Source organism: Pseudoalteromonas sp. UBA6610, assembly GCF_002433295.1.
In the GTDB taxonomy this organism is placed as follows: domain Bacteria; phylum Pseudomonadota; class Gammaproteobacteria; order Enterobacterales; family Alteromonadaceae; genus Pseudoalteromonas; species Pseudoalteromonas atlantica.
The window spans coordinates 23,167-40,027 of the sequence record NZ_DJHW01000070.1 but is presented as its reverse complement, the minus strand read 5'-3'; the positions used below and the strand labels follow the sequence as shown (position 1 = coordinate 40,027).

14 protein-coding genes are annotated in these 16,861 nt (G+C 41.3%); 8 read left to right on the top strand and 6 right to left on the bottom strand.

The features are described from left to right. The first annotated feature begins 121 nt into the window (after window positions 1-121). Window positions 122-907 carry a hypothetical protein gene (locus tag B4F91_RS09820; RefSeq protein ID WP_257125130.1) on the top strand — a complete coding sequence of 262 codons (786 nt, stop codon included), beginning with the start codon at window positions 122-124 and terminating at the stop codon, window positions 905-907. A gap of 25 nt (window positions 908-932) precedes the next feature. Here the strand turns inward: B4F91_RS09820 and B4F91_RS09815 are convergent, their stop codons facing one another. Next, window positions 933-2,519, bottom strand: coding sequence for a sensor domain-containing diguanylate cyclase (locus tag B4F91_RS09815; RefSeq protein ID WP_257125129.1), 1,587 nt, complete (start codon window positions 2,517-2,519; stop codon window positions 933-935). Window positions 2,520-2,813: 294 nt separating this feature from the next. On the opposite strand from B4F91_RS09815, the gene B4F91_RS09810 reads away from it, so the two are divergent. Beyond that, entirely contained in the window at window positions 2,814-3,272 is a 459-nt protein-coding gene (locus B4F91_RS09810) for a DoxX family protein (protein ID WP_004586061.1), read from the top strand. A 73-nt stretch (window positions 3,273-3,345) separates the two neighbouring features. Here the strand turns inward: B4F91_RS09810 and B4F91_RS09805 are convergent, their stop codons facing one another. Next, complete coding sequence (locus B4F91_RS09805) at window positions 3,346-6,444, bottom strand: beta-galactosidase (RefSeq protein ID WP_288635692.1); 3,099 nt, start codon at window positions 6,442-6,444, stop codon at window positions 3,346-3,348. Between the two features lie 112 nt (window positions 6,445-6,556). Here B4F91_RS09805 and B4F91_RS09800 point away from each other — a divergent pair, with 112 nt between their 5' ends. After that, window positions 6,557-7,384: an AraC family transcriptional regulator gene (locus B4F91_RS09800; protein WP_286938797.1), complete on the top strand. Its 828-nt coding sequence runs from the start codon at window positions 6,557-6,559 to the stop codon at window positions 7,382-7,384. Here the strand turns inward: B4F91_RS09800 and B4F91_RS09795 are convergent. Further along, on the bottom strand, window positions 7,381-8,367 hold the full coding sequence (locus tag B4F91_RS09795; protein WP_286938796.1) for a permease: 987 nt from the start codon (window positions 8,365-8,367) through the stop codon (window positions 7,381-7,383). The genes B4F91_RS09800 and B4F91_RS09795 overlap by 4 nt on opposite strands. 242 nt (window positions 8,368-8,609) lie before the next feature. Between B4F91_RS09795 and B4F91_RS09790 the strand changes: the two genes are divergently transcribed. The 5 genes from B4F91_RS09790 to B4F91_RS09770 all read left to right on the top strand — a co-directional run bounded on the left by B4F91_RS09790 (window position 8,610) and on the right by B4F91_RS09770 (window position 15,150). After that, window positions 8,610-8,903 carry an ArsR/SmtB family transcription factor gene (locus B4F91_RS09790; protein ID WP_024033207.1) on the top strand — a complete coding sequence of 98 codons (294 nt, stop codon included), beginning with the start codon at window positions 8,610-8,612 and terminating at the stop codon, window positions 8,901-8,903. Window positions 8,904-9,019: 116 nt separating this feature from the next. Further along, complete coding sequence (locus B4F91_RS09785; RefSeq protein WP_286938794.1) at window positions 9,020-9,328, top strand: hypothetical protein; 309 nt, start codon at window positions 9,020-9,022, stop codon at window positions 9,326-9,328. Between the two features lie 148 nt (window positions 9,329-9,476). Continuing rightward, complete coding sequence (locus B4F91_RS09780) at window positions 9,477-10,739, top strand: TolC family protein (RefSeq protein WP_286938792.1); 1,263 nt, start codon at window positions 9,477-9,479, stop codon at window positions 10,737-10,739. Continuing rightward, window positions 10,736-11,995, top strand: coding sequence for an efflux RND transporter periplasmic adaptor subunit (locus B4F91_RS09775; protein ID WP_286938791.1), 1,260 nt, complete (start codon window positions 10,736-10,738; stop codon window positions 11,993-11,995). The genes B4F91_RS09780 and B4F91_RS09775 overlap by 4 nt, the downstream gene beginning before the upstream one ends. A gap of 8 nt (window positions 11,996-12,003) precedes the next feature. Further along, window positions 12,004-15,150 (top strand): efflux RND transporter permease subunit, encoded by a 3,147-nt coding sequence (locus B4F91_RS09770; RefSeq protein WP_286938790.1) that lies wholly within the window; start codon window positions 12,004-12,006, stop codon window positions 15,148-15,150. Between the two features lie 213 nt (window positions 15,151-15,363). On the opposite strand, the gene B4F91_RS09765 is transcribed toward B4F91_RS09770, so the two are convergent. The 3 genes from B4F91_RS09765 to B4F91_RS09755 form a co-directional block, all read right to left on the bottom strand. Then, on the bottom strand, window positions 15,364-15,840 hold the full coding sequence (locus tag B4F91_RS09765) for a YcxB family protein (RefSeq protein ID WP_096042241.1): 477 nt from the start codon (window positions 15,838-15,840) through the stop codon (window positions 15,364-15,366). 156 nt (window positions 15,841-15,996) lie between these two features. Next, window positions 15,997-16,188, bottom strand: a complete 192-nt coding sequence (locus B4F91_RS09760; RefSeq protein WP_004587517.1) for a hypothetical protein — start codon at window positions 16,186-16,188, stop codon at window positions 15,997-15,999. Between the two features lie 52 nt (window positions 16,189-16,240). Continuing rightward, a complete protein-coding gene (locus B4F91_RS09755; RefSeq protein WP_002961939.1) occupies window positions 16,241-16,414 on the bottom strand; it encodes a DUF1328 domain-containing protein in 174 nt (57 codons plus the stop codon). Window positions 16,415-16,861 lie beyond the last annotated feature (447 nt).

The following is a 16,861-nucleotide window of genomic DNA, read 5'->3' as shown; positions in this document are numbered from 1 at the left end:
AGTGGCCTTTTTTGTACCTATAGATGAAAATAATTACACCGTATGAGTGATATTTATTCACTCTACACTACGGAATTTTAAACGTAGACTAACGCGCAACTCTCATACTTTATAGTTATTTATGTTGCTGTTAAAACTCACCATTGCGCCATTACTTTTATTATTTATTCACTTTGCTCAAAAACGCTTTGGCAGTTTTGTGAGCGGTATTATTCCGGGCTTGCCTATTACATCGGGCCCTATTTCGTATTTTATTGCGCTTGAGCAAGGTAAGTTATTTGCGAGTAACTCGGCTGTGGCGTCGTTGTATGGCATGAGCGGTATAGGCTTATTTTGTTTTTGTTATGCTGCCATGCTTGCAAAATACGGGGTAGTTAAAGCGCTGTTTGCTGCATTAACACTATGGTGCGCTTTTAGTGCATTTACCTTGTTATTGCCGGTGAATATTGCCTTTGCATCGGTGCTTTCGCTCAGTACTTTATTGGTGCTTGCGCTGGCATCGAGTAAGTTAAAATTTGCGCCCGATGCCAAACCTTTTACCGCTGCGTGGGAGCTGCCGCTAAAAATGTTACTGCTCAGCTGCTTTATTATGTTAGTTACGTTTATATCGGCAAAAATAGGGGCAATGTGGAGCGGGTTACTTTCTACTTTTCCGGTAATTTTGGCGGTTATGGGCAGTATTGCGCATGCAAGTGATAAAAAATACTCGGCGTATAAGGTGCTTAACGGCGGCATTATTGGTTCGTTAGGGGGCTGTGTGTTTTTTGCTGTGATTGCACTCGCGCTTAAGTTTGAATTTGTGATTTGGCAGGTATATGCAGCGGCTGCAGTGTGCTCAACTTTATTTACCATTATTATGAGCCACTATGTTAACCGTAAACAATTTGCCAAACCGGCTACGGTTTAATAGCAATAAGCAGTATTGCTTAAATTTAGCCATCTACTAACGTGAGCGGCTTAACCTTTCGTTGTATTTTTTCATGGTACATGGCGGTGTCGCCCGCTTTTAAAATTTCATCAATGGAGTGGGGCGGTTCACTAAATACGGTAGTCCCCATACTGGCTTTAATGGCTATAGGGTCGTTGTTGTGATTTATTGTGAGCCTATTTAAGGCGGTTTTTAAATGATGAGTTTTAGGATTTACCTGCGCATTAGTATAAAAATGTGTAAGTACGACAAATTCATCACCGCCTAAGCGCCCTACAGCATCGCTGCTGCGAACACTGCTTTTTAAGCAACGGGCAACGTTGCATAAAGCGTCATCGCCTACAGCATGGCCGTAGCTGTCGTTTATTTGTTTAAAGTCGTCTAAATCTATATACATCAAACATAATACGCCGCCTTTTTTGGCGTGCATATTGATAAGCGCGGATGATTTTTTAGCCCAGCCCCTGCGGTTTAAAATACCACAAAGGGGGTCGTAGTCGGCTTCGGTTTCGGCGCGCTTTTGTGCAATTCGCATTCGGCTTATACGCTTTGAAACCGCAACAGCTAATAAAAATGATTCAACCGCAAACGCTAACACAAACCCATAACGCTGCATAAACGGGCTTTGGTTAATAAGCAGCACCCTAAAAATCATACTTACTAATACAAAGCTAAGCGCTACAAATACGAGTGTTGCCTCGCGTACACCTTTGAGGGCTTGCATGGCTGCTAAAGTAAAAATAACAGCCACAATAAACAGCGAAGAATAAGCCATAATATGCCCTGCTATTGTCCAAAATAACAGGTCGGTAACGAGCATTTTAAGTACCGCGCATAGCATTACAGTACAGGCCAATGTTTTGAGCAGCTTAGTTAATTTAGGCCAGCGTTTATTAGTCTCGAGTAACGCAAGCATAAACCACGTAGCACTTAGTACGGTTAAGCCAATGCTAAGTAGGTATAAGTTAAAAATAACGCCAGATACATGCTGCGTTACAAATAAATACAGTTGCCCTTCTTGGAGTAAAATAAAGCTGCCAATACAAAAAATGTAAATGCTGTAGAGCTTAAATACACTTTCGTTAAGTCTATGCCCCATTATTAATACATAAAAAATAAGCGTAATGCACAACCCATAAAATGAGCCCATAATCAGCGAATGTTGCTGTGCTTTTTTAAAATAAGTGTGGGTTGGCTGCCATTTAAACCGCGGTGTGTAATTAAGCTTTGATTCTAATGTTATTGTGGCTGTAAAAGCCCCCGAGTCCATTAAGTAGGCTACTTGCCCCGCTTTTAAGGGCGCTTTTATAGTGTTGTTTTGCTGCCAAGTAAAGCTATCTAACCCCGGGCGTAAAAAGCTTAGTACGCCACCATTTTTAACAGAGCAACTTATTTGGTATTGATTAACACCGCGTTGAGCAGTGAGTTCAGAAGGAGTATTTAACTTTAGCACAGAGGCAGGTGTGGGTGAGTTTAAGTGCTTTATTTTACATGTATCGGCAGCATGAGAATCAAAAGTAATAAATAACGCGAGCAAAGTAATGAAAACAAAAAAGAGCGCCCCCTTATTTTTAGGTGGGAAAAACGTCAATCTATTACCTTTATAGCTCATAAGCGGATCCAATTTTTACTACTTTTTTTATACTAGCAGAGCCGGACTATTTAGCTATTAGTTTACTGTTTAATAGCGCTTAAAAGTGCGCTATTAAACTAGCTCCTGAGGTGTTTATGCCCGCTAAGTACAAAATAGCCGCAACTTAGTTAAGTAATTAAAAACACCATGTTGATAATTTGGCAATAATATTCGTATTAATTGTTTTAAATGATGATAGTAAACTGTACTCATTGGTTACTAGCCTTATTAACAATAAAACAGGATCACACTATGAAATACTTACACTCATTATTAAGCTCTAACGCAGGCATGGCAGCACTTATTTTACGTGTACCCGTTGGTTTAATTTTAGCAGCGCACGGTGCACAAAAATTATTTGCTTGGTTTGGCGGCTACGGCCTTGAAGGCACAGGACAGTGGATGGCAAGCATTGGCCTTGAGCCTGGCTACTGGCTTGCAATGATGGCAGGCAGCGCTGAATTTTTTGGCGGCATTGCCTTAGCCATTGGTTTATTAACGCGCCCAGCGGCTGTAGTTACGGCGTTTACTATGCTGATTGCGATATTTAGCGTGCACATTAGTCATGGTTTATTTGTAGCAAACAACGGCTATGAGTTCGCACTTACTCTGTTAGTTGCCACGGCTGCACTGGCTATACAAGGGGCCGGTAGCTTATCAGTTGATAACGTAATTGCTAAAAAGTTAGCGAATAAATCGCTGCCTCAGTAGTAGTAAATAACAATTCAGTATTAAAAAATAGCGGCTAAATTAGCCGCTATTTTTGTATGGGTTAAGCGCTGTTTTATTTAGCACTAAATTTTAAAGAGTAGTTATATTGCTTTTGCTCTAGTAAATACTCTTTATGGGTACTTGGGCTCCACGAGTCATCGCCGCCAACCCCCATATGTTGATGGTCAATATGTACATGTAAGCAATCATCAGCGACTAGCTCATTGGTGTGCTTTGCTTGCGTTAACATGCTTTGTGAGTACTCGCTGGCGGCAAATAAAAACGCACCAGTCACGGTTAAATTATTAATGCTTAGTAATTGGCAATCACTACGTACGCCATTATCGGTTGGGAATATATACGGTGTATGTAGCTCATTATATTGTGCGCTGTAATGCCCTAAGCGCGCAGCCGCTTTACGATCTGGGTAGTTTTCAAATGGGCCTAAACCAAGCCAATTTACTTGTGTATCGCTTGGTTTATTAAGCGTTGTGCTTAACCCTATGCGTGGCATGGGTGGGAGAGTATCGTTTAGTTGTACATCAACATTTAAGTTAATTTCACCGGTATTATTAAGTGTATAAAGCCAAGTTGTTTTCGCTTGTACTGCGCCATTAAATTCATAACTAAATACACAGGTAATACGTATATCTAAGGTTGATTGCACGACTTCAAACGAGCGACATGTACGCTGCCACTGCCCAATACCCGCTCTTAACCAGCGTGCTTCCCATGCGTTAGGGTCTAGGTTATCTACTTCGCTTACGCCTATGTCGTTATCAAGCGGGGCGCGGTAAAAATTATCAACCAATGGGCTTTTAATAACTTGGGTTTGATTGTGCAGCCATTGCTCAATAAGGCCTGATTGGCTATTAAACACAAGTTTAAAGGTATCGCCTTCAATATTTAGCTGTGTGTTGGTTTCGCTAATATTTAGTGCGCCGTGCGTTGAGGCGTTTGCTAAAGCAGGCGAAAATGCATCAGCGCTTAAATTTTGGCTATTTATAAGCTTAAATTGCTCGGTGTTTAATACATGCTCGGCATTTGCAAAGCTTGAGTCGTTAATCAGTGCAACATCTAAATTAAGGTGATATTGCGCACCTGCTTTAAACACCGTCTTTGTATTAATAGTTAGCGTTTGCGTGCTTTGCGGAGCAATATTAATAACTTGCTCGCCTTGCTCTACACATTGGCCATTTTCTATTAACTGCCAAACCAGTTTTTCGTTATCGGTTGCTCTAAATACATAATCACTAAATACATCAACGATGTATTGGTTTTGAGTTTGCTCACGCAGTGTAAATTGTAAATGCTGCTGGCTGTATTTAGCTTCAAACAGGCTTGGGTGCGGTGTTCGGTCTGGAAATAATAAGCCGTTTATACAAAATTGGCGGTCATTTAGCTCATCACCAAAATCGCCACCGTAAGCCCAATAATGCTTGCCGTTTTTATCTGTTTTAGATAAACCTTGGTCTACCCAATCCCAAATAAAGCCGCCTTGCAAACGCGGGTACTCTCTAAATGCTTGCCAGTAATCGTCAAAGCTACCTAGGCTGTTACCCATTGCATGGGCGTACTCGCATAAAATAAGTGGACGCGTTTCACCCGGTAGGCTTAACCATTTTTTTATAGAGTATTTAGGTACGGCGTCGTCGGCAATATGGGTATCTACACGGGCATACATAGGGCAAATAATATCGGTTGCTGTGGTATTTGCGCCGCCACCTTCGTATTGCACTGGGCGCGATGGGTCAAAGCTTTTAGACCAGCCGTACATCGCATCGTGGTTGGCACCGTGCCCGCATTCGTTACCCAGTGACCAAATAATAATAGAGGCGTGGTTTTTATCGCGCTCAACCATTTGCGTATAGCGCGACAAAAATGCGCCAGCCCACTGCGGATCGCTGGCAAGCCTACCCATAGGAAACATACCGTGAGTTTCTATATTGGCTTCGTCTACTACGTATAAACCTAGCTCGTCACACAGCTCGTAAAAACGAGGGTGGTCAGGGTAGTGAGCGGTACGTACAGCATTAAAGTTATTTTGCTTCATCAGCTTAATATCTTCAATCATGTTGGTGGTACTCACCGTGTGGCCGTTTTCTGGGTGGTGTTCGTGGCGGTTAACACCGCGAATAAGTAGCGGTTTGCCGTTTAAGCAAAGCTGCCCGTTGAGCATTTCTACTTTTCTAAAGCCAATATTATAGGCTTCTACATCTACTGTATTGCCTTGCTCATCTAACAGGCTTACAACACAGCGGTATAAGGTCGGGGTTTCAGCGGTCCACTTTTTAGGGCTTTGTATATCAATTGTTTGAAATACGACATCGCTCCAACCGCCTTTTTCATCAACGCGTTTATTGTTAGTGCTTTGTATGTGTGGCTCACACAGTGCTTGTTCACCATCAAAAACCTGTACGGCTACTTGGTAGTTATTTGGCGCATCTATTGCGGTTTTTATATGTAGCGCTGCATCGCGGTAGCAAGCGTCTAAATCGGGGGTTATAAATACATCGCGTATTTGGTGTTGTGGTTTAGTAAGTAAATTAACATCGCGGAATATACCGCTTAGCCACCACATGTCTTGATCTTCTAGGTAACTGCCATCGCTCCAGCGAATAACCATAACCGCAATGCGATTAGTACCTGTAACTAACAGCTCGCTTAAATCAAATTCGCTGGGTAAGCGGCTATCTTGCGAGTAGCCCACCCATTGACCATTACACCAAAGGTGAAACGCCGAGTTTACGCCTTCAAAAATAATATGATTACGCTGCGCTAATTGCTCCGCCGTAACAGTAAACTCAGTGCGATAGCAACCTGTTGGGTTATCGCTTGGTACAAAAGGCGGATTAACTGCAAAGGGGTATTTAACATTACAATAAATAGGTTTATCAAAGCCGTGTAATTGCCAGTTAGAAGGCACAGGAATACTTTGCCAGTCGCTGGCGAGTGCCTCACTTAGTAATGACTCATCAACCGCTTCGGGCTTATCAAATAATTTAAAATCCCACAGGCCGTTTAAACTTTGTTTTTGTGATTGCGTGTTTGTACGGGCATGGTCAACGCTTTTAAAACCATTAAGTGGGCTGTGCGCTTTTACTTGATTAACTTGCACCGAAATAGGGTTTTCCCAATCACGGCGGTTAATTATGTGCTGTAGTGAGTTCATTCGTGTCCTATTGCATGTGTGGCAATTATTGTGGCTTAAATATAGCTAAAATAATGCGTTGCGGTTATGCTTAAAGCTCTCTTTTATTTATCCAAAACTATCATTTTAAATTATGCGCAACACCATTGTAGATGTACTCGATATTGGCCCAGAGTGTACAGAGCGGTTTATTGATTTAAACACGCTTTCGCAAATGCCAAGCCTTGAAATAGAGCTGGCAGGTTGCTCAAATTTATTGGGTGATTATTGTGTTGCGCGTACTAACCCGCTTGAACACACTCTGTTTTATACCTTGGCTGGCCAGGGCACGCTAAAAACCATTAATAACCAGTATGCACTGGCCGAAAATAGCTTAGCGATATTGCCTGCAAGGCAAAGTTTTGAGGTTGAAATAGCGAGTGAAAAATGGGATGTGATTTGGCTAAACCTTGCAAATGCCAAGCGCTGGCAACATTTAAATTTAGCGCAGGCTAAAGTATTAACTAATCAGCAGCTAGCGCCATTACATTTAGCGATGGAACTTTTATACAGCGAGGCAAACGCTACTTTGCGCGAAGGCGTGATGCCTATTTTAAGCCACTATTTAAACACTACGCTTCAAAGCGAGCCGCAAATAGGCGGGCAAAACAGATTAACCAGCTTGTTTTTAGAAGTAGAAGAACGCCTGCAGTTTGATTGGACAATAGAGGCTATGTGCGAACAAGTACATTACTCAGCACCGCATTTACACAGGTTATGCCAGGCACAATTTGGTAAAAGCCCAATGCAGCAGCTTATTTACTTACGTATTAAACGGGCTAAAAACTTGCTACTAAATACCCGCTGGCCGGTTGCCCATATTGCCGCTTATGTGGGGTACCCTAATATATTTAATTTTTCAAAACGGTTTAAAAAATCAGTGGGCGTGTCACCCACTGAGTTTAGAAAAATGAGCATTTAAAAAATAGCTTGGTATAAAAAGCCTGCACCAATAGCCATAGTAATAATGACAAACAAAAAGGCGGCTATCATTTGGTTTTTAAAAATTGATTTAAGCAAAATAACTTCTGTTAAGCTTGCGCCCGCGCTGCCAATTATTAATGCCATTACCGAGCCAAGCGCCATGCCTTTTTTGACCAATGCGGCACTTAGCGGAATAACGGCTTCGGCTCTAATATAAAGTGGAATACCAATAATGGCTGCAATAGGAATGGCATACCACATACCATCGCCCGCATATTTAGCAATTAGCTCGGTAGGAATAAAGCCATAAATAAACGAGCCTATTGCTACCCCTAGCATTAAGTACGGAAACACCTGTTTAAAGTCTTTAAAGGTTGCATGCCACACTTTTATCCAGCGATTAGGCTGCGCTTTTTTAGTAGGCTCTATTGCTTTAGGTTCGCCGCAGCTTGTGGTTGCACAGCTTGGCTCAACTTCTTTAGGCTCACTACAGCTTGGTTTTGCGCAGCTACTAGTAGATTCTGTGCTGTAAGCTTCTGGTTTTACATACCTTTCAAAGCCTAGCTTTTCAAGGGTATAGCCTGCTACAACCGACACCACCATAGCCACTAAAAAGTAAAATAAAGCGACCTGCCAGCCAAAGGTAATTACAAATAACCCAATGATCACCGGGTTAAGTAGCGGGCTGCCAAATAAAAATACCATCATAGGGCCAAAGCCCGCTCTCGCTCTTAATAATCCTTTTAAAAACGGAATGGTTGAGCACGAACAAAATGGTGTAATAGCCCCCAATAAAGCAGCAACAACGTAGCCCTTACCGTTTTTTGAACTTAAAATAGATTGAATTTTTTCGGGTGTTATAAATAGCTGTAAAACACCCACTAAATAACTAATAACAATAAATAAAATAGTTAACTCTGTAGCTAAAAAGGCAAACATGCCTAACGCCTCTTTTGCCATTGCTAGCATTTCATTACTCATAACGCACTCCAAAGTACACAAGGAATAACTTACGTTAAGTAAGTTATATTTCGAATTTTATGGAAGTATATTGATGAGCAACAATATCGTCAATACTTTATTTCTAGATATATAGAAATAATTTTTATACCCTTGTTTTTAAATGTTTTATTTTTTAACTTTTAAGGTAACTTGCTAATAAAGCTGTATTTAAAGATTCAAATTGTTATTATTTCTAATAATTTAGAAATTACGAGGTTGTAATGGAAATTATCGACGTTGCAAAAGCATTAAAAGAATTAGGCCATCCTACGCGTTTAACTATATATAAGCGTGTAGTTAAAGCAGGGCACACTGGAATTAGTGTTGGCAATATACAAGAAGAGCTAAGCATGGCGGGCTCTACACTTTCGCACCATATATCGGGCTTAGTTAATGCTGGGCTAATTAGCCAAAGGCGCGAAGGGCGCACGCTTTATTGCGTGGCTATGTACCAGCGCTTAGACGATGTAATTGGTTTTTTACAAAACGAATGTTGTGTAGACGAAGGGCAGTAAACTTTTATCAACGGTTTTGCGCGTTGTTTATTGACCTCAAGACGCGTGCGGGTTTAATATGCCGCTGTTCCTAGTTAGTAAAATAGGAACCTACTTTAAATTTAATTAGGTAATGGATGCGCTCAAACTACTTTTTAGTCGTGATACTTCTTGTGCTTGTACACAGCTTTATTAGCTGTGATGCTGCCGCGTATCATTTACAAGAAGAAGTCGATCATGCTTCGCACATTCAGTCTGTGGTCGATACAAACGATGAAGACGCGCAACCACCTACTGAAATTCATGCCCATCAACATTGCCACTGTGGTTACTACAGTACACTAAATCACTCTATAAACCCTGAAAAAAGCCAAGCAGCTCAGCCTGCTTGCTACAATGGTTTAAATTACCCACCAGATGTTCCGCCACCCAATTTTTATAGCTAGTTTTTAATTTTAAACACTTAGTATATAACTGCCTGCGCCTGTTCGCTACAAGGCTAGTTATGTACATATTTAGGTTGCTTAATCGCGCTTGTTTTTAAAATAGGCATAGTGATTAAGCCAACTCTGTTTGTTAAAACGGATATGCTATATGAACAAAAAACTACTTATGCTGGTGGCGCTACTGTGTGCATTACCAACATTGAGCGCTTTGGCAAAAAGCGAGCCTCAAAACGTATTAACGCTAAAGCAAGCGCTTAAAAATACCGAGCAGCAAAACTTACAGCTTAAACGCTACCCTTACCATCAAAAAATATTAACCGCGCTTAAAAGCCAAGCCGCGCTTTCACCTAACCCTGAGCTGAGCTTTGAAGCTGAAAACTTTTTAGGAACTCATGGCTCTCATGCGTTTTCGGGGGCGCAGTACACCCTGGCTTTGAGCCAGTTAATTGAGCTTGGCGATAAACGCCAAAATCGTATTAATTACGCTACTGCAAATATAAAAGCGCAAACAATTGAGTATAAAAATACTCGGTTAGCACTTTTAGCAACCACCGCTGAGCGTTATTACCAAGTGCTAAAATTTCAGGCGTTAATTGCACTAAACAGTGAGCGTAAAAACACTGTTAAGCAGGCACTCAACGCAATTGAAAAACGCGCTAAAGCCGGTGCGGTCTCAAGTGCTGATGTAACCCGCATGCGTTATGCATTAAGCCAAGTCGATTTAAATACGGCCATGCTACAAAGTGAATTTAAGCGCTCTCGCTTAGCACTCAATGAGCTTTGGCAAGAGGAGCAAGTGAGTGATTACTATGCGGGCGATTTATCACAAATAGCTGCTATTAAAAGTGAGGCAGCGTTACTTGATATGGTAAATACAGCACCAGAATTTGCACTACTACAGCAGCAATGCATGCAACAAACTGCCAACTTAGCACTGCAAAAATCAACGGGTCAAAGTGATTTAACCCTTGGAGGTGGTGTGCGATATAACCAGCAAACTGATGCCAGCTCGTTTGTGTTTTCGTTTTCAATGCCGCTGCAATTAAGTAATGCTAATGGCGGTAATATTGAGGCGGCGAAGCATCAACTTACGCTACTTAATGAGCAACAAGGGCAATTACGTATTCAGTTACGTAAGCAAATACGCACGCTCTATGCGTATTACCAAGGCAAAGCGGCGCAAGCACAGCTTTTAACACAGCAGGTTATTCCACAAGCGCAAACGCTTATAAAACAAAGTTTAAAAAGCTATCAACAAGGGCAAATATCGGTATTGCAATTACTCGATGCACAGCAAGCTTTATTTGATTCTAAACGCGCACTTATCATAACGCATAGCGAGCTATATCAAGTGCTCCTTACCCTTGAGCGTTTAACTGGCCAACCTTTAATTGAGACTCATCAATCATGAATAAAACTCTTATCGCATTATTAATTACGCAATTATTTACACTCCCATTTTTAAGTAGCATGGCTATGGCATCTGATGACAATCACGAAGAAAGTCATGGTGACAGCCACGAACAAAGCCATAAAGACGAACACACACAAAAAGGCCCGCATGGCGGCTTTTTACTAACCAATAACGCCCTTGATTTAGAGCTTAAATTAACCCAGTTTGCCGGTAATACCGAGCTGCGAATATACGGGTTTAATAACAATAAAGCCGTTGATATAAAGCAGTTGGACGTAACTATAAACGTGCAGCGTTTAAGTGAAGCGCCACAGCTTATTCGCTTTAAAGCTGAAGATGACTATTTAGTGAGTACCGTGAGCGTAAACGAGCCGCATTCTTTTAAGCTTGATGTAATGGCTCGCTATAAAGGCGCTGAAATAAATTATCATTATGAGCAAGAAGAAGGGCGCACAACGCTAAGCGAGAAAGCAATTGAACGCGCTGGTATTAAAACTGACATTGCAAAAGCAGGTAGCGTTGAGCTAACCGATACTTTATTTGGTGTTATAGCACCCACTGCGCAGAGCACCGTTGAAGTAATGGCGCCTTATACCGGGTTAGTTAACGATATTTTTGTAAGCATTGGTCAAAGCGTTAAAAAAGGCGAGAAGCTTGCCAGCATAACCAACCGTGAAACCCTACAAAATTACAACATAAAAAGCCCAATTACAGGTGTTATTACCGAGCAATATTTAAAGCGCGGCGAGCTTGCCAGTAGCGCTTTAATGGAAATAGTAAACCTTGAAACCGTATGGGTTGAGCTGTCGGCCTTTCCCGATAACATTGAAAAGCTCGCCATAGGGCAAAGCGCTACAGTGTATGACTTACATCATCATTTAAATGCCCAAGGTGAGGTGTTTTACATAGCCCCAATGATGAGTGGCGGGCATATTGCACGTGCGCGAATCGAGCTTAAAAACCCTGATGGCCATTGGCGACCTGGTATGCATGTTAATAGCGACATTAGTACTGCAAAAGTAGATGCGGCTGTACGCGTTAAAGCGATTGCTGTTCAGGAATTTAATGGCAAACCTAGCGTGTTTATTAAAAGTGGCAATGTGTTTGAAGTACGCCCTGTAAAACTTGGTGCTAAAAACAGCGAATGGGTAGAAGTGCTTGAAGGACTTTCGCCAAACAGTGAGTACGTAACTGAGAATAGTTATGTAATTAAAGCCGATATTTTAAAAAGCGGCGCAAGTCACTCTCACTAGGAGGTAGCATGATTAACTGGATAGTTTCGTTTGCGGTTAAGCGCCGCATGATGGTGCTTGCACTCACACTTTTATTTGCTGGGTTTGGCGTATACAACACACAAAATTTAGCCGTTGATGCGGTACCCGATATAACTAATGTACAAGTGCAAATAAATACCAAAGCGCCGGGCTTTACTCCGCTTGAAGCCGAACAGCGCATTACATATTTGATTGAAACTGCAATGGCGGGTATTCCTAAGCTTGATTACACCCGCTCAATTTCGCGTTATGGGCTCTCGCAAGTAACCGTTATTTTTAATGAAGGGACCGATATTTATTGGGCGCGCCAGCAAATTAGTGAGCGTATTCAAAGTATTCGTTCAGACCTACCAGCCAATATTGAACCAAACTTAGGGCCAATTGCCAGCGGGTTAGGGGAGATTTTTACTTATTCTGTGCATGCAAATAACGGTGCATTAAAAGACGATGGTACGCCATTTAATGCAGAAGATTTACGTACCCTGCAAGATTGGGTTATTCGCCCGCAGCTATTAAAAGTAAAAGGCGTTACCGAAATAAACAGCCAAGGAGGTTTTGAGCGCCAATATCAAGTAGCGCCCATGCCCGAAAAGCTATTGGCTTATAAGCTCACACTAAGTGATGTAATTACGGCGCTTAAATTAAATAATAGTAACCAAGGTGCAGGGTTTATAGAGCGTTTTGACGGGCAATATTTAGTGCGCTCACCAGGGCAATTAAAAACCTTTGATGATATAGCCAATACCGTGGTTGCTAAGCGCGATGATGCACCAGTACGCATTAAAGATGTAGCAAATGTGCGTTTAGGTAAAGAGCTCAGAACCGGCGCTGCTACTTATAACGGTAAAGAAACCGTACTCGGCACCGCCATGATGCTCATTGGTGAAAACAGCCGCGTAGTGGCAAAAGCCATGGCTGATAAACTCAAAGATGTACAGCTAAGCTTGCCTGAAGGTGTTGTGGTTGAGGCTGTTTATGACCGTACAACCCTTGTTGATAAAACCATAGACACTGTAAAAACCAACCTGTTTGAAGGTGCGGTGTTGGTGGTCGTTATTTTACTGCTACTACTGGGTAATGTAACTGGCGCATTAATTACGGCCATGGTTATTCCGCTTAGTATGTTATTTGCTATTACCGGTATGGTAGGTAATAGAGTGTCGGGTAACTTAATGAGCCTAGGCGCAATCGACTTTGGTTTAATTGTTGATGGCGCTGTAATTGTAGTTGAAAACTGTTTAAGGCAACTTGGCCTTGCGCAACATAAGCATGGCAGGCTACTTACACTAAACGAGCGTTTAAATGTGGTAACCGCCGCCACTAAAGAAGTGTTCAGCCCAGCAGTATTTGGCATTTTAATTATTATGCTGGTGTATTTGCCGCTGTTTGCATTAAGTGGTGTTGAGGGCAAAATGTTTCAGCCAATGGCATTTACCGTTGTTGCAGCACTAGTTGGCGCACTTATTTTTGCGGTTACCTTTGTACCTGCCGCCATTGCGGTATTTGTGCGAGGAAAAGTAAGTGAGAGCGAAAATACCGTGATGCGCGGAATTAAAAAAGGCTATAAACCGCTACTTGGCTTATCGCTAAAACTACCGTGGTTTATGGTTAGTATTGCGGGTGTGCTTGTAATTGCGCTTGGCTTTAAAGTTAAAAATATGGGGGCTGAATTTTTACCGCAGCTTGATGAGGGCGATATCGCTATGCATGCGCTGCGCATTACCGGCACCGGTATTGAGCAATCGGTAAAAATGCAAAAAGAGCTAGAGCAAGCCATTTTAGCTAAGCCTGAGGTGGCTAATGTATTTTCAAAAATTGGTACTCCCGATGTAGCAAACGATCCTATGCCACCTAACGTTGCCGACACCTTTTTAATGTTAAAACCGCGTGAGCAATGGCCAAATCCTGCTTTACCTAAAGAAGAACTGGTTAAGCAAATTCGCCATTTAGTTAATGAAGTACCCGGTAATAACTATGAGTTTACCCAACCAATAGAAATGCGCTTTAACGAGCTAATTGCTGGCGTGCGCGCCGATGTGGCTGTGCGTATTTATGGTGATGATTTATCAACATTGAAACAGTTCGGTGAAAAAGCCACAGCCTTGGTACAAAATATTACTGGTGCAACCGATGTACGCCTTGAGCAAATGGAAGGCCTGCCAACGCTTTCGGTAACGCCGCTTCGCGACCACATGGCGCTGTTAGGTTTAACCGTAACTGATATACAGCAAAGTGTAAGTGCTGCTATAGGTGGTGTGCAAACTGGGCTAATTTATGAAGGCGACAAACGTTTTTCGTTATTAGTGCGTTTAGATGAGCGTTGGTCGAGCGATATAACACAGCTTGCACGTTTACCTGTTGCTGTGCCAAAAAGTGCTAATCCCGACCTTGCATTTGTACCGCTTGGCGAAGTTGCAAATATTAGTATTGATAAAGGGCCTAATCAAATCAACCGCGAAAGCGGTAAGCGTAACGTTGTAGTAACTGCAAATGTAGAAGGGCGCGATTTAGCAAGCTTTGTAAGCGACGCACAAGCCGCTTTAAATTCGCAGCTTAATTTACCTAGTGGTTATTGGATTGAATATGGCGGCACGTTTGAACAGCTAGAATCGGCAAGTAAGCGGCTATCGCTGGTGGTGCCGGTTACTTTATTACTTATATTTGGACTACTTTATAGCGCGTTTAATTCGCTTCGTGATTCGTTAATTATATTTAGCGGCGTGCCACTTGCGCTTAGTGGTGGCGTACTTGCGTTGCTTTTACGTGATATGCCGCTTTCAATATCGGCAGGTGTGGGGTTTATCGCGCTTAGTGGTGTAGCGGTATTAAATGGTGTGGTTATGCTGTCGTTTATTAAACAGTTAAGAGCTGATGGGCTTAGTTTGATAGATGCAATACAAAGCGGTGCGCTTTCGCGCTTGCGACCAGTACTTATGACGGCTTTAGTGGCGAGTTTAGGGTTTATTCCTATGGCGCTAAATACAGGCACCGGCGCTGAGCTACAAAGGCCGCTGGCAACGGTTGTGGTTGGCGGAATTATTTCATCAACTCTACTGACGCTATTAATATTGCCTGCACTTTATAAATTAGTGCATGCAAAGTTTACTAGGCATAAAAAGGCTGAGCTTATTTAGTATAGTCTGCAATTTTTTTAATATAAATTATCTATCTGGTTAAATATCTTAACTAAAATAAGCACTCATTTTTTACTTTACTGTGAGCAGAGGAATAGAGTTAAAGGTACTATAGGTATGCAAAACCATCATTTTTCGGCTGATTTCCTAAAATATTAGGCCTTGAGTGAAACAGAGCTAACAAGATATGTCGTGTAGCAGTATAAAGCTATTTTAATGGCTTTTTACTGCTAACTTTTTGTTTATAAAATCGCGCATTTCATCGGTTAATACACTACTAGAAATATATTGCATACCTTTATTATGGTGTACTAAGTAGCCGTGGTTGGTTTTAATAATATGGGTTATTTCTGCCCACTTAAATGTATGGCTTTTATAATGGTTCTCGGTGCTAATAGCGTCATTGGTAAACGAAAGAGTAACCGTTGAGCCCGAAGCACGACTAAACATTTGGCGCGTAACCCACCAAGGCCTGCGGTAATAAAAGGCAACGCATTCTAATACACCCAGCATTATTAAAAATGTACCTAGGTAATGATCGTCCATAGCGTAAATACTAATTAAACCTAAGCACACCAGTAATGCCAGCAAAAAATACTTTGGCTTGGCTGCTTTACTATAAGAGTGGGACTCGTCAAAGCATTCGTAGTAGTAGGGTTTATCGAGTGTGTAAGTGGTGGTCAGTGCCATAATTGCTAATAAGTAATAGTTTTCGCTATTTTAACAAGCTAGCGTAAAAATCACACCCGTTAATGTAGGCTATGCATTTTAAGAGTTAGAAGCCGCTTTTTATTCGCGCACAAAAAAACGGCTTATTAAAAGCCGTTTTTTACGTTACCAAACAGATTAACAGTTAGTTTCTTCTGCGTTAACGCCTTCTTTTACATTTTCACATGCATCTTCAACAGAGTTTTGCACGTCAGTTACTGCTTCATCAATACGCTCACCTGCTTCTTCTGCGTGGTTGTCTTCACAACCCATCATAAAGAAACCTGCAAATACGGCGATTAGTGCTGCTTTTAAAGTTGTTGAGTTCATAATGTAATTCCTTGTATATGTTGATTGTTTAGTGTTTTAAGTATGTTAGTAGCTACCTGGGCGATTTACCGCGCAGCGCACCTGAAACTAAAGAAATCACTAAAAGTACTAAAAAGATAAAGAATATAATTTTTGCTATACCAGCTGCGGCACCTGCGATACCACCAAAACCTAACACTGCAGCGATTAAAGCAATAACTAAAAATGTAATTGTCCAGCGTAACATTGTTTTCTCCTTGGTTATCAAATTCGTTCGAAAGTAATAATGCCAGTTGCGTGCCAGAGCTTAATTTTATTAATTTTCAATATGTTATGGTTTTTTGGGCGAAGATTATAAATTTAGGATTGGTAAGTTTTACGTTTAACGATGTAACTTATTCACACTATTGTAAAGAGAGTAAAAAAATAAATATTTTTTGTGCGCTGCTTTATTATTCTTGGTAAGACCAATTTACATTTTAGCCCAAACTAATTTTTTACCTGCCGTTTAACTTACTATTTTTAATAGTTTTTAAGTTTTTTTGGGCTTAACCATATAACCTTTGCCTATAACGGTTATTTTTATCATCTATATCTAAGCTAATTTAACCCTGTATTAGCTATGTTAACTATTGTGGCTGTATGTTAGTTTAATTTTAATTGGTTTTACCAATTGACAGGTGGTGGACAAAGT

What these genes read in the sequence shown, in the direction of transcription:
- B4F91_RS09790 (WP_024033207.1), top strand. Translation starts at nt 8,610, where the DNA reads ATGGAAATTATCGACGTTGCAAAAGCATTAAAAGAATTAGGCCATCCT.
- B4F91_RS09765 (WP_096042241.1), bottom strand. Translation starts at nt 15,840, where the DNA reads ATGGCACTGACCACCACTTACACACTCGATAAACCCTACTACTACGAA.
- B4F91_RS09820 (WP_257125130.1), top strand. Translation starts at nt 122, where the DNA reads ATGTTGCTGTTAAAACTCACCATTGCGCCATTACTTTTATTATTTATT.
- B4F91_RS09795 (WP_286938796.1), bottom strand. Translation starts at nt 8,367, where the DNA reads ATGAGTAATGAAATGCTAGCAATGGCAAAAGAGGCGTTAGGCATGTTT.
- B4F91_RS09785 (WP_286938794.1), top strand. Translation starts at nt 9,020, where the DNA reads ATGCGCTCAAACTACTTTTTAGTCGTGATACTTCTTGTGCTTGTACAC.
- B4F91_RS09810 (WP_004586061.1), top strand. Translation starts at nt 2,814, where the DNA reads ATGAAATACTTACACTCATTATTAAGCTCTAACGCAGGCATGGCAGCA.
- B4F91_RS09755 (WP_002961939.1), bottom strand. Translation starts at nt 16,414, where the DNA reads ATGTTACGCTGGACAATTACATTTTTAGTTATTGCTTTAATCGCTGCA.
- B4F91_RS09760 (WP_004587517.1), bottom strand. Translation starts at nt 16,188, where the DNA reads ATGAACTCAACAACTTTAAAAGCAGCACTAATCGCCGTATTTGCAGGT.
- B4F91_RS09775 (WP_286938791.1), top strand. Translation starts at nt 10,736, where the DNA reads ATGAATAAAACTCTTATCGCATTATTAATTACGCAATTATTTACACTC.
- B4F91_RS09805 (WP_288635692.1), bottom strand. Translation starts at nt 6,444, where the DNA reads ATGAACTCACTACAGCACATAATTAACCGCCGTGATTGGGAAAACCCT.
- B4F91_RS09770 (WP_286938790.1), top strand. Translation starts at nt 12,004, where the DNA reads ATGATTAACTGGATAGTTTCGTTTGCGGTTAAGCGCCGCATGATGGTG.
- B4F91_RS09800 (WP_286938797.1), top strand. Translation starts at nt 6,557, where the DNA reads ATGCGCAACACCATTGTAGATGTACTCGATATTGGCCCAGAGTGTACA.
- B4F91_RS09780 (WP_286938792.1), top strand. Translation starts at nt 9,477, where the DNA reads ATGAACAAAAAACTACTTATGCTGGTGGCGCTACTGTGTGCATTACCA.